Annotated in this window: 15 protein-coding genes; 7 read left to right on the plus strand and 8 right to left on the minus strand. The window is 62.6% G+C overall.

The genetic code is table 11. The features are described 5' to 3' along the window. A partial coding sequence (locus VII69_11025) for a hypothetical protein (protein ID HEY5095640.1) occupies positions 1 to 194 on the minus strand: 194 nt, incomplete at its 3' end. Positions 195 to 492: 298 nt separating this feature from the next. On the opposite strand from VII69_11025, the gene VII69_11030 reads away from it, so the two are divergent. The 4 genes from VII69_11030 to VII69_11045 all read left to right on the plus strand — a co-directional run bounded on the left by VII69_11030 (position 493) and on the right by VII69_11045 (position 6,796). Further along, on the plus strand, positions 493 to 2,883 hold the full coding sequence (locus VII69_11030) for a diguanylate cyclase (protein ID HEY5095641.1): 2,391 nt from the start codon (positions 493 to 495) through the stop codon (positions 2,881 to 2,883). Between the two features lie 115 nt (positions 2,884 to 2,998). Beyond that, positions 2,999 to 3,436 carry a hypothetical protein gene (locus tag VII69_11035; GenBank protein HEY5095642.1) on the plus strand — a complete coding sequence of 146 codons (438 nt, stop codon included), beginning with the start codon at positions 2,999 to 3,001 and terminating at the stop codon, positions 3,434 to 3,436. Positions 3,437 to 3,482: 46 nt separating this feature from the next. Then, positions 3,483 to 4,211: a hypothetical protein gene (locus tag VII69_11040; GenBank protein ID HEY5095643.1), complete on the plus strand. Its 729-nt coding sequence runs from the start codon at positions 3,483 to 3,485 to the stop codon at positions 4,209 to 4,211. Next, positions 4,208 to 6,796: a zinc-dependent metalloprotease gene (locus VII69_11045; protein HEY5095644.1), complete on the plus strand. Its 2,589-nt coding sequence runs from the start codon at positions 4,208 to 4,210 to the stop codon at positions 6,794 to 6,796. The genes VII69_11040 and VII69_11045 overlap by 4 nt, the downstream gene beginning before the upstream one ends. Positions 6,797 to 6,953: 157 nt before the next feature. On the opposite strand, the gene pbpC is transcribed toward VII69_11045, so the two are convergent. Beyond that, positions 6,954 to 9,287: a penicillin-binding protein 1C gene (gene pbpC / locus VII69_11050; GenBank protein ID HEY5095645.1), complete on the minus strand. Its 2,334-nt coding sequence runs from the start codon at positions 9,285 to 9,287 to the stop codon at positions 6,954 to 6,956. 64 nt (positions 9,288 to 9,351) lie between these two features. Here pbpC and VII69_11055 point away from each other — a divergent pair, with 64 nt between their 5' ends. Both VII69_11055 and VII69_11060 read left to right on the plus strand, forming a co-directional pair. Then, on the plus strand, positions 9,352 to 15,141 hold the full coding sequence (locus tag VII69_11055; protein HEY5095646.1) for an Ig-like domain-containing protein: 5,790 nt from the start codon (positions 9,352 to 9,354) through the stop codon (positions 15,139 to 15,141). A gap of 201 nt (positions 15,142 to 15,342) precedes the next feature. Then, positions 15,343 to 15,972: an acyltransferase gene (locus VII69_11060; GenBank protein ID HEY5095647.1), complete on the plus strand. Its 630-nt coding sequence runs from the start codon at positions 15,343 to 15,345 to the stop codon at positions 15,970 to 15,972. 7 nt (positions 15,973 to 15,979) lie between these two features. On the opposite strand, the gene VII69_11065 is transcribed toward VII69_11060, so the two are convergent. Further along, the gene (locus tag VII69_11065; protein HEY5095648.1) at positions 15,980 to 16,711 is read right to left on the minus strand and encodes a hypothetical protein; all 732 of its coding nucleotides are present in this window, start codon (positions 16,709 to 16,711) and stop codon (positions 15,980 to 15,982) included. A gap of 190 nt (positions 16,712 to 16,901) precedes the next feature. Here VII69_11065 and VII69_11070 point away from each other — a divergent pair, with 190 nt between their 5' ends. Continuing rightward, entirely contained in the window at positions 16,902 to 17,495 is a 594-nt protein-coding gene (locus VII69_11070; GenBank protein HEY5095649.1) for a formyltransferase family protein, read from the plus strand. Here VII69_11070 and VII69_11075 read toward each other — a convergent pair. Genes VII69_11075 through VII69_11095 form a run of 5 tightly spaced genes read right to left on the minus strand, consistent with a single transcriptional unit; the run spans position 17,492 to position 21,587 of the window. After that, the gene (locus VII69_11075; GenBank protein HEY5095650.1) at positions 17,492 to 17,947 is read right to left on the minus strand and encodes an Rrf2 family transcriptional regulator; all 456 of its coding nucleotides are present in this window, start codon (positions 17,945 to 17,947) and stop codon (positions 17,492 to 17,494) included. The two genes, VII69_11070 and VII69_11075, sit on opposite strands and share 4 nt — an antisense overlap. A gap of 36 nt (positions 17,948 to 17,983) precedes the next feature. Further along, the gene (locus tag VII69_11080) at positions 17,984 to 18,976 is read right to left on the minus strand and encodes a TOBE-like domain-containing protein (protein ID HEY5095651.1); all 993 of its coding nucleotides are present in this window, start codon (positions 18,974 to 18,976) and stop codon (positions 17,984 to 17,986) included. Positions 18,977 to 18,978: 2 nt separating this feature from the next. Continuing rightward, positions 18,979 to 19,767, minus strand: a complete 789-nt coding sequence (cysW, locus tag VII69_11085; protein HEY5095652.1) for a sulfate ABC transporter permease subunit CysW — start codon at positions 19,765 to 19,767, stop codon at positions 18,979 to 18,981. Further along, on the minus strand, positions 19,757 to 20,590 hold the full coding sequence (gene cysT / locus VII69_11090; protein HEY5095653.1) for a sulfate ABC transporter permease subunit CysT: 834 nt from the start codon (positions 20,588 to 20,590) through the stop codon (positions 19,757 to 19,759). The genes cysW and cysT overlap by 11 nt, the downstream gene beginning before the upstream one ends. Next, on the minus strand, positions 20,580 to 21,587 hold the full coding sequence (locus tag VII69_11095; protein HEY5095654.1) for a sulfate ABC transporter substrate-binding protein: 1,008 nt from the start codon (positions 21,585 to 21,587) through the stop codon (positions 20,580 to 20,582). Before VII69_11095 ends, cysT begins: the two co-directional genes overlap by 11 nt. Between the last annotated feature and the right edge of the window lie 97 nt (positions 21,588 to 21,684).

Here is a 21,684-nt window from a genome sequence, read left to right on the forward strand (position 1 = left end):
CCGTCGTCCACGCCTGAATTCCAAAGCTCGCGCGGTGCGAAATCCGGCGCCTGCGCGTACCACAGACTTCGCACGCCGCGCTCGTCCAAAACGTATGCGATGCTGTGGCCCTTTTGGCCGGAGACGAGCGCCAACGGCATCGGGAAACTCAATACTTGGCTAAGCGAGAACAACACGCTTAAGAGTAGGTACATATTGCAGACCCTCCGTCGGGACGTGCGTTTCGCTACGGTTTTCGGCTTGCCCTACGGAAAAAATGGTGGTGTAGGGCCACTGTACTAGGGCAAGCATCGCTTGCCCGAAAAACGGGTGAGCGCTGCTCACCCTAGTACGGGTTGCCTACCCTCCCACAGAATCGCGAGGGGGGGGGTAATATCTGCTACGAGGACACGGTTCCTGTGAATGCTACGCGCCGACCCTTAATGACCGAAACATAATAGTATAGATAAAGCGCTCGCGCGATCGTAAGTCTTACAACGAGCGGGAGAATCAATGTCCCCGAATACGAAGAATATCTCCAATTCCGGGTCGCCTGCCCGACTCGCACTGTTCAGCGCCACAGCCCGCTTGCTGGCAAAAGATCTGTCGCTCGATGATATGTTCAAACAAGCCGCATCGCTATTGGACGACGCCTTCGATACGGCATCGATCGAGATCTCGCTCTCCGGCGGCGCGCCGCGAAGATTCCACTACGGCGTCAAAGCCGAATTCGAACTAGGCGCGACCGTAAGTCTGCCACTTCAATTTCACGAAAGCGACATAGGCACGCTCCGTATCGTACGAAAAACCGTGCAGGCATTCTCAGCCGCAGAAATCGAGTGCCTCGAGACGTTCGCGCTATCCATTGCGGCTCGCCTAAACGAGGCGACGATCACCTCTGAGAAAGATCACTATGCGTCGCTCGCGGGCATCGACCCGCTGACCGGAATCCCGAGTCGCCGAGAGTTCAACGCGCGGTTCGAAGCGGAGTGGTCACGCGGGGTGCGACAAGGCGGCTTGCTTTCGGCGATGATGATCGACGTAGATTTCTTCAAACAGTATAACGATCACCACGGGCATATCGCAGGCGACGCTTGCCTGCATATGATCGCGCAGATATTGACGCAGTGCACCGCGCGACCTGGCGACACGGTCGCGCGCTACGGTGGCGAGGAGTTCGCCATCATATTGCCTCAGACAGACAATGCCGGAGCGGTCGCGCTCGCCGAAAAGATGCGGTCTGCCGTAGCAGCGCAAAGGATCGCTCATGACGGTGCGGTGCTTGAAGTGGTCACGGTGAGCATCGGCGTGGCGACACAGACCCCGCTGCAATCAACCACTTCGTCGGAATTGCTCGAAATAGCAGACATCGCGCTCTACTCGGCAAAGCAGGCGGGTCGCAATACGGTTGTCGGCGATCGCTATCGAACGGACGCGGCTCAAACAGGCAAGCCCCCGATCCAATCGAATCTACCCCCGAAGCTCACGAGTTTCTTCGGCAGAGCCGCGGAACTCGACGCCATCGAATACCTTTCCGCTCAGACACGGTCGATTACGATCACCGGCATCGCCGGAATCGGCAAGACGCGCGTGGCGCTGCAAACCGCCAACAAGGACTTGCACAAATATCCCGACGGCGTGTGGTTCATCGACCTTGCGAGAATCACGGACGCCGCTCTGGTCGTCGGCAGCGTCATGTATGTGCTCGGACTCAGCGAAGAACAAGGAAAGCAGCCGGTGGCGACGCTGGTCGAACGCATCGGCAGCCGGCGGATGCTTATTGTGCTCGACAACTGCCAACGTTTGATCGAGGAATGCGCAGCGTTGACCGAGTCACTTCTGCGCAAATGTCCAAATGTCTCAGTCATCGCCACCTGCAGGAAACCCCTCGGCATCGCGGGCGAGATCGCGTACAGAATCCCGGCATTGGCGTTTCACGATGCGGCGGATCTTTTCGTCGCACGCGCGACGGCGATCAACCCCGATTGCGATTTCAAGGCCGAAGACCGGGGATTGGTCGAACGCATCGTGGCTCGGCTTGCGGGCGTTCCCATGGCCATCGAATTGGCCGCAGCCCGCATCAAAGTGATGACGTTCAACGAGCTCGAGACTCGGCTATTGGAACGCTTTCCGGTGCTGCTCCCGGGCGGCGACATCGCCTCATCGCGCGAACATATCTTGCCGGCATTGGTCGATTGGAGTTACATCATCCTCGACGACGAAGAGAAGCGCTTGCTGCGCCGGCTCGCAGTGTTTCCCGGCGACTTCACGATCGATGCATCCGCGCACGTCTGCATCGAGCGAGAAGACGAACGACGCGCGGAGCTTGAAGTTCTTTCACGTCTCGTGGACAAGGCTTTCTTGCTCGACGAGAAGCGCGGCGATTCTCGATACGACATGTTCGAAACGGTTCGCGACTATTGCCGTCGGATGATGAAAGAGCGCAACGAAATAAGCGATTTGCAGAATCGTCACGCGAATTACTATCTTGAACTAGCGACGCGTATCGAACTCAACCGGAACGACTCGTCAACCGCGAACTGGAAAAAAGACGTGGAGACGGAGCTACATAATTTCCGCTCGGCGCTTGAGTGGTCCGTTCTTGGCGACGGAGATCTCGTCGTCGGCACGTCGCTCGCCGTCGAACTAGCGACGTGGTGGGCCGAAACAAGCCATTTCAGTGAAGGACGTTATTGGCTCGACCACATCATCTGGCGGACGAACGACGGGAAGATGGCCACCGATCTGCACACGCGACTCTTCGCTGCGGCAGGCCTTATCGGCAGCCGCCAGGCGGGCGCCTCGACAAACGGCCATCCACTGAACGGCCATCCAATGAACGGCAATGCGCTAAACGGCCATGCGGCAATCGATCACGCGACTGAACCGCAAGGCGCAACATAGGCCACGGATCCTGTTTCCAAGGGAACGGTCGGTGACGCGAATTTTAGCCCACTCTCATCTGCCAGCGATATCCGTTGCTGTGGGACGGGTATAAGTACGGTGGGAGATTATGATAATGATGAAACGCTTCACCGCAGCGGTCGCCGCGACCGCACTCGTCGCGATTTCGGGGGCCATCACAATGCCGGCCGCGGCATCCGCCAGCTCCGCGACGCAAATGTCTTATACCACTACCCTGATGCAGGTCGAGCCGATTTCGGCGCCGGGCGAATTTGACGGAAAACTGAAACTCACCGTCTCATCGGCGGGCCTTGTCAGCGGTTACTATATCCCGGCCGATTCTGGACAGATCATGTCGGTTGTCGGTGGCGTTGCCGACAGCAAGTACTGGATGGACATCGGCGGCACAGCGCCGTTGCATATCATCGCCTCGCTCGGCAAGGACGGATCGCTAGTCGGCACAGCCACGCCGAGTCCGTTCTCCCGCAGCCAGCGCTACGAGGCAGCGGCGGAGACGTACTCGTTCGTCGCAAAACCGCAACCGGCGACATAACCGCCGCAAAGGTCGCGTAGAATGACCATGCGAACCCCAGCGCCTGATGAAGGCCAAGCTGGGGTTCGCTTTAGTTTGGGGGCTCACTGCGGCCGCTCTTGCGATGCAAGTTCCCGCCGACGCCCAGCCATTTGCTGCGGTATCCGATGCAACGCCGGCCCCGACGGCGACGCCGAAAACCTTGGGCCATCAAACGGTTAGCGCGTTCTGCACCGCCTTCGTCACGCGATACAATGACGCCGAAACAACATTGCTAGGCGACGACAGACTACTTGACGACGCGATCGCGGCCGAGACCGACTTCGAGAACGATTTCTTCAGGCTCGACGGCGAATCTCGCCGGTGGAATCACCGCCTCGCGATGATCGCGGCGCTGACCCAGATCATTCACACAATACCGAAAACGCAAGCCGCGGTGAACGATCTCCGCGCGCAAGCAGCGGCCAGCGTCGACGCCGAACGCCGGGCCGCATTATCTGAAGGAGCGTCCGAACTCCAATCGTCGGTGGACCACCAGCGCATTGTGGCCAATGAGTTGACCGACGCCGTCGATTCGATGCTTGACGTGCACACGGGCGACGATGCAGTTTCCGCCCATCATGGTGGTGATTTGCCGCCGGTGCGGGCCGCCGGTGCGTATTACGGATCGGCGCTCGAGGTCGTCATGCACATGCCGCGCGACCGCCAGCTCGCGGCGGATGCCGAATCAAACGCTGCGATGGCCGTCACCGCAGTCGTGAGGAGCTGCGCGCTGGAGTCTAGGAGCGTGCAATGAAGAGCATCGCGTCAATCGTCGCGTTCGCAGCAATTTTAGGTCTTGCCATTCCAGCCAATGCCGAAGGTCAGAGCTCGCTCGGCGAGTACGACTCGTTCACCCAATCGGCGCAAGCGCAGCACGGGCTGTTCACCGTTTGGCGCAAGGACGATCACGTCTACCTCGAGCTGACGCCGGCGCAGCTCGATCATGATTTCATCGAGACCATCGTACCGGGCACCGGCGCGGGCGGCTGGTTCATCGTGTGGGGCAACACCGATCATCTGCCGGCGATGCTCGTGCGCTTCGAGCGCATCGGCGACAAGGTGGCGATCACGTGGCCCAACACCAGCTTCGCCGCCCAAAACGGGTCGCCGGCGGCGCTGGCCATCGCACGAAACTTCCCGCAGTCTGTCGAGGGCGTGGGCCAAATCACCGCGACCGACGCCAAGACGGGCGACGTCATCTTCGATGCGTCGCCGCTGCTTCAAGACGAATTGGATTTCAACAACATCATCAACCCGTCGTTGAACGTCGCGGACACGCCGAAGGAATATCGCCTCGATGACAGCCGCACGTTCTTCGGGCCGACCAAGTCGTTCCCCAACAACGTGCTGATCGAAGCCGATCAGACTTGGGCGACGTCGGCGGCCCACGTGCTCGACACCGCGCCGGACGCGCGCAGCGTGCAGATCCGCGTCGAGTATAATTTTGCCGAGCCGCCCGGCGACGTGGACTACACGCCCCGCTACGCAGACGATCGCGTGGGCATATACGATGACATCTATCTGCAGTTCGACCGCGACCAGCAGCAAGAGCGCCAGTTGCGCTACCTCATCCGCTGGAACATGCAGCCGTCCGATCCGTCCAAGCGGATCTCGCCGGCCAAGCATCCCATGATCATGTACATCAGCAACACTATTCCCGTGCGCTATCGCGCTTCCATCAAAGGCGCCGTCCTCGCGTGGAACGCCGCGTTCGAGCGCATCGGCATCAGCGACGCGCTGCAAGTGCGCGATCAACCGAGCGACCCGAATTGGGATCCCGACGACATCCGCTACAATGTCATCCGCTGGGTCCCCGAATGGCAGCCGTCGTTCGGCGCGGATTCGCAAACCTTGTACGATCCGCGCACCGGACAAGAGTTTCGCACGGGCATTCTCTTGAGCGCCGATTCTGTGGGCTTAGCGAATTGGATCGACAACATAGATCCCGTGGGTCACGGCGGCGCCGGCCAGAGTCCGGCGTCTGAAGAAGATGCATTCGTCCAGCAGGACCGCGCATTCGGCGCGGCGGCGCTGGAGGTGATGAATCCACTGTGGGGCGACCGCCTTCCAGACTGGTACGTCGACGATGCGATGCGCTCGACCGTGCTGCACGAGATGGGGCACAACATGGGCATGCAGCACAACTTCATCGGCTCGGAAGCGTACACGGCCAAGGATCTGCAAAGCCTCGACTTCACGCGACGTTATGGCACGACGTCTTCCGTCATGGAATACGCCCCGCTCAACATCTGGCCGAAGGGCTACGGTCAAGGGATGTACTTCGCCGACGCGCTCGGCCCATACGATTACTACGCCATACGATTCGGATACGCGCCCATTCCCGGCGCCACCACGCCCGACGCCGAATGGCCAACTCTCGAACGTTGGGCGCAAGGCTGGTCGGACCCGAAGTACCGCTATGCGTCGGACGAGGACGTCTCATGGGGCGACGGACACGCCGCGGATCCGCGCGCGCAGACCGGCGATCTCACCAACGACTCGTTGAGCTGGTGCGCGGTGCGCTTCGGACTCGTCCACTCGCTGGTCAGCACGCTCGACAGCCGGCTCCCGCGTACGGGGCAGCCGTATCAGTTCGAGCGCAACGCATTCCAAGCGTTTTTCCGCCAAGATGCCGCGCTCGCGCGCATCGGCGAGAACTTCATCGGCGGCCAGTACCTTTCGCGCGCGCACCGCGGTGACCCGGGCGCCGCCGCGCCCATCGTGCCCGTGCCGCGCGCCGAGCAAGAACGCGCGCTCGCGCTCCTCGACCGGTTTGTGTTCTCACCCGACGCCTGGAACTACTCGCCTGTGCTGCTCAGCCACCTTGGCTATTCCGAATGGTCGGGATACGGCTATGTAGGCTGGACGGGCTACGGCAACTTGCCGTTTTGGGCATACAACCCGCCGGCCCAACACGACGTCTCCATCGTCGAAGCGATCGGCGGCCTTCAACAGAACACGATCGATGCGATGTTCAAGCCGGCCGTGCTTTCGCGGATCGAGCGTAATCCGCTCGAATCGCCCAGCGGTCCGACGCTCACGCTTGCCGATCTTTTCGACCATCTGCAGGCCACCGTGTACGGCGATCTTTCGAAGGGTTCGTTGCGCGATATCCCATTGCTGCAGCGGAACCTGCAGGAGCGTTATGCGCAAACGTTGGCCACCGTCGCCACGGCGCCCGCAGAGGGGACGCCGTTCGAGGCGCAAGCGTTGGCGCGCGAGCACCTTGCCGCGCTCGGCCACAACGTGGATTTAAGTCTTCGCGGGACCAGCCTCGACGCGGCCACGCGAGCGCATCTTGACGCGTTGCGCGCGCGGGTCGCTAAAGCGCTTAAGTAGGAATCTCGGCTCGTAGGAGGGTGAGCTGTACTGGGGCAAGCATCGCTTGCCCGTTCCAAAAAAAATCTGGGCAAGCGATGCTTGCCCTAGTACGCGCGAAGAAAAAAAAGGGGCAAGGGATGCTTGCCCTAGTACAGCCGACCATAAAAGTCGGCCCCTACGTGGATCGGCCCGGCAACGAGAATCCGGTGGGCAGCGGCTGAGCGACGGTGCGCCGCACATAGATGTGGACTTGGTCGGCTGCTGAGCCATCGGATGCCTCCACCGTCCACGCGCCGTCGCGCAACTTCCAGATCGCGCGCAACCCATTTGCGGTCAGCGCTGCGATTGGTTTGCCGTTCACGCGCCACCGCACATACGAATTCGGCGCCGCCGCAGCCTGCAATTCGAGCGCTTGCGCATCGCCGATCTCGACGCCCGCGTTGGTGGCGTGCAGCACGAACTCGTCGCCTTCCCGGGGAAACACGATCCGCACGCGCGGAATATGCATGGCCACCGGCTTCGATGCGATCGTCGCGGCGGTACCGATCGAACGAGCCGGCGGCATGGCCGTGCGGAAATATCCCGTTAGATCCTGGGGATAAAGATACTCCGAGACGACCGCCGGACAATTAGGGCCCGGAACGTTGCCGGTCGTCGCGCAGATCGGTTCTCGCACGAGCGTCGCCGGAAGCGCGAACGGCGCCGGATCGCGGCTCTCGTGCAGATGCAGCATGATGCGGTTCCACAACGGCGCAGCGCCCACAACACCCGAAACGCGCCGCATTGGGCGGCCGTCGAAGTTGCCGGCCCAAACGCCGACGGTGTAATCGGTGGTGTAGCCCACGGTCCACGTGTCGCGGTAGTCCGACGATGTTCCGGTCTTGACGGCCGCCGGAAATGGCGGCGCGAGCATGGAGTCGACACCGAACGACGCGGCGCGAGCGTGCGGATCGGCCAGCATGTCGGTGATGAGTTGCCAGGCGGCCGGATCGCCGATCTGACGGCCGGCGGCGACGGCGCTTCCATGAGGGCTCGCATCTCCAGCGCCGGCTAGCAGCACTCGCAGCGGAATCTCGTCGCCCGAGCGCGCCGCAGTGAGATACGCGTGCGTCAGCTCCCACAGGCTCACCTCGCCCGAGCCCAACGTGAGACCAAGGCCATAAAATTCCGCCGGCTTGTCCAAGTGGACAAACCCGAGCGCGCGCAGCCGGTCGAGAAACGTTCCCACACCGGTGAGCGACAGAACACGCACGGCCGGAACGTTGAGCGAATCCGCAAGAGCCACGCGCACCCGCACGGGACCCAGATACGTCTCGGAGTAGTCGCTGGGACTGTAGAGCTGCCCGCCGGGAATAGCGTAGTACGCTTGCGTGTCTTGGAGTATCGTGTTCGGCCGGATGACGTGACTTTCGAGCGCATCTTGATAGAGGAACGGCTTCAACGTCGAACCGGGTTGGCGCAGACTTTGCACGCCGTCGTTGCGGCCGAGCGCGAGATCGTCGAAGTAGTCGGCCGAGCCGGCGTACGCGAGGACGTCGCCCGTCCGATTGTCCACCACCAGCACGGCCGCTTGGCTGACATCGTGGCCGGCAAGTCCGGCTAACGTCTGGCGTATCTGCGTCTCGACGAACTCCTGCAGCGGACGATCGAGCGTAGTTCGGGCGCGCGTGGTCCCAGGCGGCAGCGTCCCCGCCGTATAGAAGAGGAAATGCGCGCCGGCGACGATGCCTTCATCGCGCGGCTGCAACGCCACCGATTCGTCGCCCGCGGTGTTTTCTTGCGCGGTCGTGATGTAGCCATCGGCTACCATCCGCGCCAGCACGTATCGCTGACGGCTTCGCAGCGCGGACAGATGGCCGTACGGATTCAAGCCGGTCGGATCGTTCGGAAGCGCCGCGAGCAGACTTGCTTGTGCAAGGTCGAGCTTTGCCGCGGGAATGCCGAAGTACGTCCGCGAGGCCGCTTCGACGCCATAGATGTTGCCGCCCATGGGCAACCGGTTGACATATGCCTCGAGGATCTGCTCGCGATCCATGCCGGCGGCGATGCGCCAAGCACCCCATACCTCGAGCAGCTTGCCGGAGATGCCAATATGGCCGGCCGACAACATCCGCGCGAGCTGCATTGGGATCGTCGACGCGCCGCTCACCACCCGGCGCGTTTCGATCATCTGCCAGGTCGCGCGTGCGACCGCGGCCGCATCGACGGGCCCATGATGGTAGTAGCGGCCATCCTCGGCGGCGATGATCGCGTGCAAAAAATAAGGCGACACTTGCGCGAGCGACACGAACGCGGTATGCTCTTGGTCGCGCGATAACAACGTGCCGAGCGGCAAACCATTGCGATCGGAAAAATCTATGGCCGCCGACGTCGCATGAAGGTCGGCGGCGCGGATGGGTGCCAGGTAGGCCGAGAGCCGGATCGCGATGCACGCGAACACGGCCGCAGCCACCGCCCGCCAAAGCGGGCTGAGGGGCCGCGAGGTGAGACCGACGAGGAATGTGCGCACGGGCTAAAGCATTTCTTGGAGCGCGCGTTTGACGCAATGCATTCGCAGGGACGGATGGCCAGTCATGCCGAGCAACGGTGCCACAGCCCGCGGGGCGAGATTTTTCGCCTGCACGATATTCCTATTGGGTCTTGGCGCGTTAGGGGCCGGATGCGCGCATAAAGAAGCGCCGCTGCCTGCCGTGGCGCCCGTGCCTGCACCCACTCTGCAGTCCTGGATCGCCGAGATAAGTCCGCAAGGCGAGGCCGATCCGCTTTCGCAGATACGCATCATCTTCAAACAGCCGGTCATTCCGGTCGAAAGCATCGAGAGTCCCGACGCGCAAACCGAGCTCGCGAGGTTTTCCTTGCTGCCGTCGCTGCCCGGACATTTCCGCTTCCTCACGCCGCGCATGGTGGGTTTCCAAGCCGACGCTGCGATACCCGTGGCGACGCGAGTTCAAGTCAGGATCGCAGCCGGTCTCACCGACGTCAAGGGCGACCGGCTCGACCGCGACCTGACCTGGACATTTCAAACCGAATCGGTCACCCTGACCGGCTTGCCGGGCACGGACGAAAACGGCGCGTTGATGGAAAATCCCGATCCGGGCGTCATCCGGCCGCGCTTGGTGGTCCGCGCGAATACCGAACTCGACATCGCGTCGCTGCGGTCGCATACGTCGCTCGCGCCCGAACGGGGCGGCGCCACCGCGTCCGTCGATGTCGAGCGCGACACGTCGTCGCCGCCGCCGTGGCAATGCGATGCGTGCGACGGCGACAACGCAAGCTCGGGCTTCGACCCTTCGAAGGCCGACTGGGCCTACACCATCACGCCGACAGCCGACTTGGCGAAGGGGACCCGCTACGCGTTGGTGTTCTCTCCGGGCATAAACCCGACGCACGGCAATCTGCCAAGCACGGACAAATTCGCCGGCCGGGTCGTCACGTTCGCGCCGTTAGCGCTACAGAAGCACGAATTGACCGGTCAGCCCGGCCCCGACGGACCCTCCGGCCGGTTCGTCAACGGCGTGCTCCAGCTTGCGTTCAACAACGGCATCGACGCGGCGTCGGCAGGCACGAACATCACGATTTCGCCGGCCTCCTCGGATGCATCGCACCTGCTCGATGTGTACGATGGCGACAACACGGCGACGCTCAATCCGCTCGTTCTCGCTCCGGACACCGCCTACACCGTCACCATCGGCGCGGGTTTGAAAGATCAATTCGGTCAGACGCTCGGGGCGGCGCAGACGGTCGCCTATAGCACCGGCGATTTGGCCGGCGATATCTGGGCAGCCGAGGGCCTGCACGTCTTTCCGCTGGACACCGGTCTGCGAATCGATGTCGCGACGGTCAACCTTCCCAAAAAACGATACAGCGCGGCGTATCGCGTGTTGACGCCGGCCGATCTCGTATGGCTCGATCCGCAGGATACCGATATCTCGCGCATCTTGCCCGATTCGAAGGCATGGACGAACTATCCGGTGACGGCGCCGAAGAACCAACTCGTCACCACTGCGGTGCCGATCGCCGACAAGCTCGGCGGCCCCACCGGCCTGCTGGCCTACGGTATCCAAGCGGACACAAACCAGTACGGAGCCGACAGCCCGAAGGCGTGGCGCACTCGCCAACTCTTCGGTGTGGTGGAGTTGACAAACCTCGGCGTCTTCGCACAGTGGTACCCGTCATCGGGCCTGGTTCGAGTCAGCCGCCTCTCCGACGGCGCACCGGTCGGCGGCGCAACGATCGAAGTTTATCCGTCGCGCGTTTCCTACGACCCTACGCCGGCCGGCGCGACCGCGCCATGCGCGACCGCGATGACCGACTCCACAGGGACGGCGCACTTCGGTTCTGCAGACGTGAAGCCGTGCATGACGTTCTCGCAGTCACCGGATCAGGCGCCGGACTTGCTCACGGTCGTGAAGACGTCCGCCGATTGGGCGTACGTCCGCACGTCGTCGTGGGATGGCTCGTACGGCTATGGTCTCTACGGCGGCTGGGACGGGGGAGGCGTGCCGCAATCGTGCGGGTCCGTTTACTCCGACCGGCAACTCTATCAACCCGGCGAAACCGTTCGTTTGAGCGGCGCGGCGTTTGCGTTGAGCGGCGGCAAGATCCAGCGCGAAAGCGGCGTGCGATTCCGCGTGACCCTCGACGATCCGAACGGAAATCACACGCTCGCCGGCACGACCGCCGCCGATGCGTTCGGCGCCTTCACGTTGTCGATTCCACTTGCCATGAATCAGGCTCTCGGCTACTACAGCGTGACCGCCAAAGGCGATGACGGGGTCGTGATCAACGGCGACTTCCGCGTGGCGCAGTTCCGCGCTCCTAACTTCAAAGTCGCGCTGACGTTGGACAAGCAGTACGCGCCCGCCGGCGGCACGGTCAGCGCAACGGCCAGCAGCACGTACCTCTTCGGCTCACCGGTCGAAGGCGGCTCGGCGCAATACTACGTGACGCGTTCGCAGGCCGACCTCAATCCAAAAGGTTGGGATACATATCAGTTCGGTCCAAGGTGGTTCTGGCCCGACCAGGCGCCCGACGCGACAAGCGATGTGCTCCAGAGCGCTCAGACGATCGACGCAAAGGGCGCAAGCGCGCTGACGATCCCGGTCGCGGCCGACCTTCCGTATCCGATGTCGTACCGCGTCGACATGCAGACGACCGACGTCTCACATCTGTCGGTGAGCGACTCGAAATCGTTCACGGCGTTGCCGTCGCTCGACCTGATCGGCCTGCACAACGATTGGGTGGCCACGGCTGGCAAGCCGTTCGCCGAAAGCGTGATCGTCACCGATCCCGACGGAAAGCCGCAATCCGGCAATCGCGTGCATCTCGAACTGCAGTCCATGAAATACATATGGGCGGGTCAGATCGTGGAAGGCGGAGAGGCGCCGCAGGACCGTGTGCTCTACACCACGGTCGCGCAAGACGACATCACGTCCACCAGTTCGGCCGTCGCCGTGTCGTTCACGCCGAAATCGTCAGGAGAATATCGCATCCGCGCGAACTTCCCCGGCGCGAGCAATGCAGCGACTGAATCAGACGACATCATCTACGCGACCGGCGACGAGCCGTACGCGTGGGGCAGCGACAATCCGGCCGGCATCCAGGTGAAGCTCGACAAACCGAACTACAAAATCGGCGACCTCGCAACAGCCCTGATCGAATCTCCCTATCCGGCCGCCGAACTCTACTTCGCCGTGATCCGCCACGACGTGATCTCGTCGCAGATCTTGCAGGTGAAGGGCAGCGCGCCGCGCGTGCAGTTCCGCGTCGCGCCGGACATGGTGCCGAATGCAGCGGTAGAGGCGGTGCTCGTGCGTCGTGGGCGGCCGCTCGGTCAGTTGGCGTCGGGCACGTTGGACAGCCTTGCGCGCGCCGGATTCGCGCCGTTCAACACCGATCTGGGTTCGCACTATCTCAAAGTGGGAGTCCGTCCGGCACACGCCACCATCGAGCCCGGCCAAATGCAGACGATTCGCCTTTCCTTGCACGACGCAAATGGCAGACCAGCGGCCGGAGAGTTCGCCGTGATGGTCGTCAACGAGGCCGTGCTGCAATTGACCGGTTACCGGCCGCCGGATCTTGTGAAGACCGTTTTTGCCGATCAGCCGATATCAACGCGGTTTTCAGACAACCGGCCCAACGTCGTGCTGAGCAAGCAAAAGCTTGCGGGCGAAAAAGGTTGGGGTTACGGCGGCGGGTTTGGCGCCGGCGCTGCGGGAACGCGCGTCCGCACAAATTTCCAGCCGATCGCGTATTACAACGGCGCTGTGCGCGCGGATTCGTCGGGGAATGCGGTCGTCTCGTTCGCGCTTCCCGATGACCTGACGACTTGGCGCGTGATGGCGGTCGCCATCGGTCCACCCGGCGCGCCCGGTGCGCCCGATCCGCTCACGTTCGGCAGCGCCGACGCCACCTTCATCGCGAACAAACCGCTCGTCACCAACGCGCTGCTGCCGCAATTCGCCCGGCCGGGCGATGAGTTTCTCGGCGGCGTGACGGTTACCAATTCCACGGGCGCGCCGGCGCAAGTCGCGATCACGGGCCTCTTGGCTGGCCCGCTCGCATTCACGAGTACGTCGGCCCAAACCAACCGAGTGCAATCGACCGAAACGGCGGCCGTCGGCACGAGCGCCTTCCGGTTCGACATGAAGATCACGGGCGATGGAAGCGCCACCGTGCGATTCGATTCAGGCATGGCGGGCCTCACCGATGCGTTCGCATTGCCGCTCGACGTCGTTACGCGCAGCGTCCTCGAGTCCACAGTCGACACCGGCTCCACGCAGACCACCGCCACCGTGCCGATAAACGTCGGTCCGGACGTGACGCACGACGCCGGCGGGTTGCAGCTCACTGTGGCTAGTTCGCTCGTGCCGTTCGTCGCCGGGCCGGCGGCCCGGATGATCGACGATTACCCGTTGCCGTTCGCCGAAACCGCCGGAAGCAGATTGCGTGCAGCGGCCGATATCGCGATCATCAACAAGCGCTTCGCCAGCCCGCTGACCGGCGTCGACGTCGCGGCCACATCCGGCCTTGCGATGCAACAACTCGCGGCGCTGCAGCTTAGCAACGGCGGGCTGGCCCCATGGCCCGGCGCGACGAAGGCGGCGCCGCTCGACAGCGCGTACGCGGCGCTCGCACTCGCCCGCGCTCGAGAAGCCGGCCTAAAAGTCGATGACGTGGTATGGCGCCGGCTCAGCGACTACCTCGCAGTGAACCTTGCGAATCCTTTCGACGACACGTGTACATCGGATCTGTGCGCCGCCGAAGTGCGCCTCGCCGATCTGCAAGCTCTTGCCGCGCTCGGAGAACGGCGCACCGACTTCTTGCAGGAGATATTCGATAAACGCGACCGGCTCTGCGACGTCACGCGCGTGGAGCTGGCGAGGTATCTCTCGCAAACGCCGGGTTGGGAGTCGCAAGCCAAGCAGATGAGTGACGCGATCGAGCGCAACGTCTACATCACAGGCCGCGGCGCGGCGGTGAGCCTGCCCGGCTCGTGGCAATGGTATAACTCGGAGACCACCGCGCAGGCGCAGGCTTTGCGTTTGTTCGTCGCGCGGGCAGGCTCGACAGATATCGCCGACAACATGCTCAAGACTTTGCTCGGCATGCGCCGCAATGGAACGTGGGGCGATTCTTACGACAATGCCGAAGCACTGGACGCGATCGTAGACTACGGCGTCGCGCAAGGACCGGCGCCGGCGTTCAACGCGATGATCACGCTCGCGCGAGCGCCGATCATGGCCGAACGGTTCGCCGGCTATGTCGACCCGGAGCGAAGCAAGTTCGTACCGATGACGGGTTTGGCGCGTGGGCGCAGCGACCTCGCTCTTTCTAAAGAGGGAACGGGGACGCTGCACTACGTCGTCTCTTACCAATACCAGCCGGTCAACGGCGAGCCCGGTGCGATAAACGGCTTGCGCGTACTGCGCGAGATCCGCCCGGCCAACAAAGAGCAGGTGCTCGCCACGATCGGCGTCGGCTACTCAGGTCAGCCGATCGAACTGCCGGCGGGCAACGTGTTCGACATAGGTTTGCAGATCATCACCGATCACTTCGTGGATCACGTGGTCATCGACGACCCGCTCCCCGCTGGTTTCGAGGCGGTCGACACCTCGTTCGCCACCTCCACGCCGTACTTTCAAACCACGAGCGCGTGGCAGATCGACTTCCAGACGATTGCGCGCGACCGCGTGACGGCGTTCGCGTCCGAGCTTTCGCCCGGCGTGTATTCGATGCACTACCTCGTGCGGACGGTCACGCCCGGTACGTATGTCTGGCCGGGAGCGGAAGCGCAGCTGCAGTACGCGCCGGAGGAGTTCGGCAGAACAGCGTCCTCAACGGTAAAAGTGACCCAGCCATGATCGCGCGCGGCCCTACAGCCCACGTCGCATGTAGGAGGGTGAGCACACCGTACTAGGGTGAGCAACGCTCACCCATTTGGGCAAGCGATGCTTGCCCTAGTACGGACGTAGAAAAAACGGGGCAAGCGATGCTTGCCCTAGTACAGTTGCCCTCGTACAGAGATGAAGGTCGGCCTCGCATGCTGCGCGTAGGTCTACCGTATGGCCGGAGAAGGGTTACCAGCTACGCGGACGTGGTGGCACGCGCTGCCCGGTGCGACGCACCTGCGCGCGTTTGTGAGGCTTATGCGGCAGGGCGCTCGCGACGTCGCCATGCGCGATCGGCTGCCGAACGCCACGATAGGCGAGGGAGTCATCATCCGCGGCATCGAGCGCTTCACCTCGGGCAAGAACCTCATCCTCGATCATCGCGCGTACATCAATTGCCGGGGCGGCGCTTGGAACAAACGCGCCGGTTTTGTGACCATCGGCGACCATAGCGAAATCGGCCCGTTTTGCGCGCTCTGGGGAGCCGGCGGCATCACGATCGGCAACAACGTCCACCTCGGCTCGCACGTGAGCATCAGCGCGCACGAAGGCCGTCAGGTGAAACCAGAAGATCTCGATGTGATGAAGCCGCTGGATTTTGATTTCGCGCCGGTCGTGATCGAGGATCACGTGCTGGTCTGCTCGGGGACGTCGATTGCGCCCGGAGTGCGGATCGGCCATCACTCCATCATCGGATGCGGATCGGCCGTCGTGAAAGATGTACCGCCGTATGCGGTGGCGGCGGGGTCTCCGGCGCGCGTGATACGCTTTAGCGTACCCCAGGCGCCGGATGCGGTTTCCTGATTAGGGTTTACGGATAGTCGGGCGGGAACAGATACGTGGGCGGCGGACCGTCGAGCGGTATGCCTTCTTCAATCGTGATCTGCATGTACGGAGCCAGTTGGATAAGTCTCGGATTGCCGATGTACGTCTGCCCATTGACGATGACCGTCTGCGGGCCGACGTAGCCGGCGACATTGCTCGTGGTGAGCGGCTCACCCCACATGTCGAACACGTTGCCGAGCTTGAACGATCCCTGACCGACTCGTGGTTCCATGTGGACCATGCCGGTGTCGTCGTGCGTGTGCAAGAAGTACAGGCAAGTCTGGTGGTAGATGAAGACGTTGTGATCCGGTTGGAACATGCCGATGCCGCGCGGTATCGCGATCTGCTGGCCATCGACGAAGAGGCTCAGATGGATGTGGTGATGGCCGGGGCCGCCCACGGTCTTCAGGCAATTCAAGGTGCCGTCGATCGTCTGGCCCTGTCCGCCCGTGGCGGTGTCGCCTTCGGGGAATGTGGGCGTGCCGATCGTGGTGCCGATGAACATCTGGATAGGCGGAGGCGTATCGCTCGGGTTCGCGGTGGGCGCAACCGCGATGGAACCTACTTCGGGATCGATGGGCGGCTGGTTGGCCCCCGTGGCGGCCGGAGCCGACGCGGATTGCCCGCTGCAAGCGGCGAGACCTAATGCTAACGCCGCCGGTGCGGCCCAGGCCAACACGGCGAACGCCGAATGCTTGCGGAACGATTGCTTCATCATGCGTAACCTCAAGAATTGAGTTGTGGATCGTGTACGGAACTATGCACAGCTATCCTACCGTCTGCATGCCGATCCAGCCTCGGTCTTAAAGTCCCTAATTCGCCTGGTAGGAGACCTAGCACGTCGCCGCACGATTGGCCGCTTTAGCCGTATGTCGCAAGCCCCGTGAAAGTCGATATAATGTGTAGAGATGATCTATCACTTCTGTAATGCGGCCTTTGGCGAGACCTTTCGCGTTTTGGCCGCCGATTTCGGACAGCGTCACGGCTTGCCCATCACGACCGTGATGTCCCGGCCGCCTGGCCGTCAGGGAAGACTCGCCGATCCGGTGGTCGTGGCGGACGTCAACGCGCCGGATTTCTTGGCGGGAATTGCGCCGGCCGATAGAGCCATCGTCACCGGATTCAGTCAGATCTTCTCGCAAGCGGCGATCGACAGATTTGCGTCAATCGTCAATATCCATGCGTCTTTGCTGCCGTTCTACCGCGGACCCACGCCTACATATTGGTGCATCGCAAACCACGAACGCACCACCGGATACACATTGCACGGGATCACGAAAAAGATTGATTCTGGGCCGATCTTATATCAGGGAATCGTGCCGGTGGATGGCATACGAAATCCTATGACGCTTAGTTCTCGAATTAGTGCCGCAGCAGGCGACACGTTTGTCCGGTATCTCGATCACTTGCGAACGGGATCACCGTGGGAGATCAGGATCGTCGATGCCGTCGCCGCATATACGACGCACGTCAACTACCGGTCATTTCCCCCAGAGCATTAGTGCGGCAGCCAGGCCTCGGGCTTGGCGAGCAATCGCTTGATCTGACCGGGCAGCGTCCCCGAGACGACGTCGGCGATTGTGACCGACTCCAAGACGATGCGAAGCGACGCGCGCACTGCGATCCAGACATCGCGCAGCGGCTCGGACAGGCCTTTGTAGCCGACGCTCTCAGGCCTCACGCCGCGGACGTTGGCGAGCGGACCTTCGACCACCCGGATGACGTCGGCCAACGTGATGTCGTCGGCAGATTTCGCGAGGCCGTAGCCGCCCTCGAATCCGCGCTGCGACCGGACCAGGCCGCCGTGCTTGAGATCCAACAGGATGTTCTCTAGCAATTTGAGGGGGATGGCCTGCGCATTGGCGATTCGTTCACCTTTCACCAAATTGGGCTCCCCTGCGGCGAGTTCGACCATCGCTCGCAGGGCATAGTCAACCCGGGCGGTGATGTGCATGGCGCTTGATTTTTCCGAATGAACGTTCAATTCCCACTAGCCGGTGTTGCCGAACAACATGCGCGTGCGCGATACGGGCGCAAAACGTTTTTCGCGGCTCGGCCGGACGTAGACGATCTGACCTTGCGTCAAGTCGAGTTGCTCGACATCGTCGCGCGTGATCTGAGCCCAGATATGCCGTCCGTCGGCGAGCATGAGATCGACGCGTACCTCGAAGCCGAGATGGATGATGCGCTGGACCATGGCTTCGTACGACGAACTCGTGGGCTCGACGCGTACGTCGACGTCGTGCGGCCGGACAAACGCGTCGTCGAATGCGGTCATCGGACCGATGAACGACATGACGAATGGATTGGCGGGTTGTTCGTACAGTTCGCGCGGCGTGCCGACTTGTTCGATGCGGCCGCGATGGACGAGAACGATGCGGTCGGCGATTTCCATGGCTTCGGCCTGATCGTGCGTGACGAAGACCGTTGTGACGTGGATCTCGTCGTGCAGGCCGCGCAGCCACGCGCGAAGTTCCGCGCGGACGTTCGAGTCGAGGGCGCCGAACGGTTCGTCGAGCAGCAGCACGCTCGGCTTGATGCAAAGCGCGCGCGCCAAAGCCATGCGCTGGCGCTGGCCACCGGAGAGCTGGCTAGGGTACCGCGATCCGAGCCCGTCGAGTTGGACGAGCTTCAACAATTGGTCGACGCGCGCGCGGATCTCGCTCGCCGGCCGCTTGCGGATGCTCATGCCGAAGGCGATATTGTCCCACACGGTCATGTGTTTGAACGCCGCGTAATGCTGGAAGACGAATCCGACGCCGCGATCCTGCACGGGGACATCGAGCGAGTTGACGCCTTCGATCTCCACTTCGCCCGAATCGGGGCGTTCCAAGCCGGCGATCACCCGGAGCAGCGTGGACTTGCCGCCGCCGCTCGGACCGACGAGCGCCGTCAGCGAGCCGCCGGGAATTTCGACCGACACGTCGTCGAGAGCAGCGAACTTGTCGAAGCGCTTGCTGACTCCCCGGAGCACGATGCTCATGATCAGGCCTCCTTGCGCGCGAGCGCATTCATTGAGAAAAGTGTTGCGAACGCGAGTAGCGCAAGCACGACCGACGCCACGTACGCGCCGGTGAGGTCGAACGCTTCAAATCGGTCGTCGACGTAGAGCGTGAGCGTCTGTGTGACGCCTGCCAGGTGTCCGGCGACGACGCTCACCGCGCCGAACTCGCCGAGCGCACGCGCGGTGGTGAGCACCACACCGTATGTGACGCCCCAACGGATCGACGGAAGCGTGACGCGCCAAAACGCTTGCCATGGCGATGCGCCGAGCGTGCGTGCCGCTTGTTCTTGATCTTCGCCCGTTTCACGCAGCACGGGCACGACTTCGCGCACCACGAACGGCAGTGAGACGAAAACGGTGGCGAGCACCATGCCGGGCAATGCGAAGATCACCCGTATGTCGTGGGCGAGGAGCCAAGGGCCGAACCAGCCCTGGCGGCCATAGACGAGCACGAGAGCGAGACCCACGACGACGGGCGATACGGCAAAAGGCAGATCCACAAGCACGTCGAGGATGCGCGCGAACCGCATCTTCGATCGGACGAGCAGCAGCGCGCACAACACGCCGAAGACCGTGTTCATCGGAACGGCTATACCCGCGATCAATAGCGTGAGCCATAGCGCGTGCAACGCGTCGGGCTGTGTGACCGCTTGCCAAGCAGCAAAAACGCCATGCTCGAAACTGCGATAGAAGATCATGCCGACCGGCAGGGCCAGGATGGCCGCCAGATAGGCGAACGCCGTGTAGCGCAGCGCGAGCTTAGCCACCATGACGCAAACCCCGGCGCTGCAGCGCGTTGAGCGCGAGCAGCACGGCACAGGACAGCGCCAAGAGGACGACCGACACCGTGGCGGCGCCGGCGATGTCGCCGCTCTCGATCTGTCCGAAGACGTGAACCGCTGCGACCTCTGTCTTGAATGGAATGTTTCCGGAGATGAGGACGACCGATCCGAATTCGCCGATGGAGCGAGCGAAGCCGAGCGCGACGCCGGAGATCAGCGCCGGCAAAATGGTCGGAAAGATGATGCGCGCGTACGTCTGCAGGATGCCGGCGCCTAGCGACGCGGCGGCCTCTTCCATCTCTCGGTCCAGCTCCATGAGCACCGGCTGCACCGAGCGCACGACGAATGGCAGCGTGACGAAAAGCAATGCGAGAAAGACGGCGGCCTGCGTGTAGGCGACGTTGATGTGGACCGGGCTATGCGGTCCGTACAAGGCTACAAGCGTAAGTCCGGCGACGATCGTCGGGAGCGCGAACGGCAAGTCGATGAGCGCGTTGAGGAAAGGTTTGCCCCAGAAATCGTCGCGCACGAGCACCCACGCGATCAGCGTACCGGCGACCGCATTCACAACGGCCACACCGAGCGATGCGATGAGGCTCAAGCGCAGACTCGCGAGCGCGTCCGCGGCGAAGACTTCGCTCCAAAACGACCCGCCGGTGAACGCGCGCGCTGCCACCGCAGCGAGCGGCAGCAGTACGATCACGCTCAAAAACGTCGTGACGATTCCGGCGGGCAACAACGAATCGCTGCGTGCGGCCTTGTTCCGGACCGCCACCCGCTCGACTTGAATGGCCGCCGCGCTAGTGGCCACCGGCGATGCCTAGCGCTCGTTCGATTTGCGCGACCTGGCCGTTCTGCGGATCGAAAAACTTCGTCTGCACGGCTTGCCATCCGCCCAAGTAGTTGATGTCGAATAACGTGTGCGGCTGCGGGAAGCGCACCTTCGTGGGCACGTTCTTTAAGACCGGCCGGTAGCCGTGAGCGGCGAAGATCGCCTGCGCCTGCGGGGTGCGCAGGAAGTCGACAAAGGCGCGCGCTTGCTGCGGGTGCTGCGATCCCGTTACCACCGCGATCGGATTCTCGATCAAGATGGTTTGATCGGGCACGACGAAGTCGACATCGGAGCCGTTGCTCTGCGCGAGGATGGCTTCGTTCTCATAGGCGAGCATGACGTCGCCCTTGCCGGACGTGAAAGTCTGAAGCGAGTCGCGGCCGCTCTTGTCCTGCACCGAGATATGATCGAAGAGTTTGCTCAAATAGGCGATGGCGTAGTTGGGAGACGAGCCACGTTTGAGCATGGCGCCGTAGGCCGCCATGATGTTCCAGCGCGCGCCGCCGGACGTGAACGGATTGGGTGTGATCACATCGACGCCCGGCTTGATGAGGTCGGCCCAGGCCCGTATGTTCTTCGGATTCCCCTTGCGCACGACGAAGACCACCACCGAGTCGGTGACCATGCCGTGATACTTGTCTTTGTTCCAGTCGGCCGAGACCAGGCCGGCGGTGACGAGCTTGGTGATGTCCGGCTCGAGCGAAAATGCGACCACGTCCGCGGGCAAGCCGGCTGCGACGGCCCGGCTTTGCTCGCCGGATGCGCCGAACGATTGCGAAAAGGTGACGTTTTGGCCGGCTGGCGTGGCTTGGAACGCCTTGACGAGATCAGCGTAGGCTTCGCGCGGCGTCGAGTAGGCGATGAGGTTCAGCTGAACCGATCCGTCCGCCGAAGCGGGACGCGGCTGCAACGCGAGGGCGGCCGACGTAGCGATAAGTGCGGCCGCAACGGTTGCACGGCGGGCGAATAACGTCATGAGAATCTCCGTGTACCCAAGTAAGTCTATTAACTTAGTATAGAATGACCTAAATCGGTGTTTAGGTCAAGATGCCCATGCGTCCCTATCGAGGGGA

The organism is Candidatus Eremiobacteraceae bacterium (assembly GCA_036511855.1).
In the GTDB taxonomy this organism is placed as follows: Bacteria; Vulcanimicrobiota; Vulcanimicrobiia; order Eremiobacterales; family Eremiobacteraceae; genus JABCYQ01.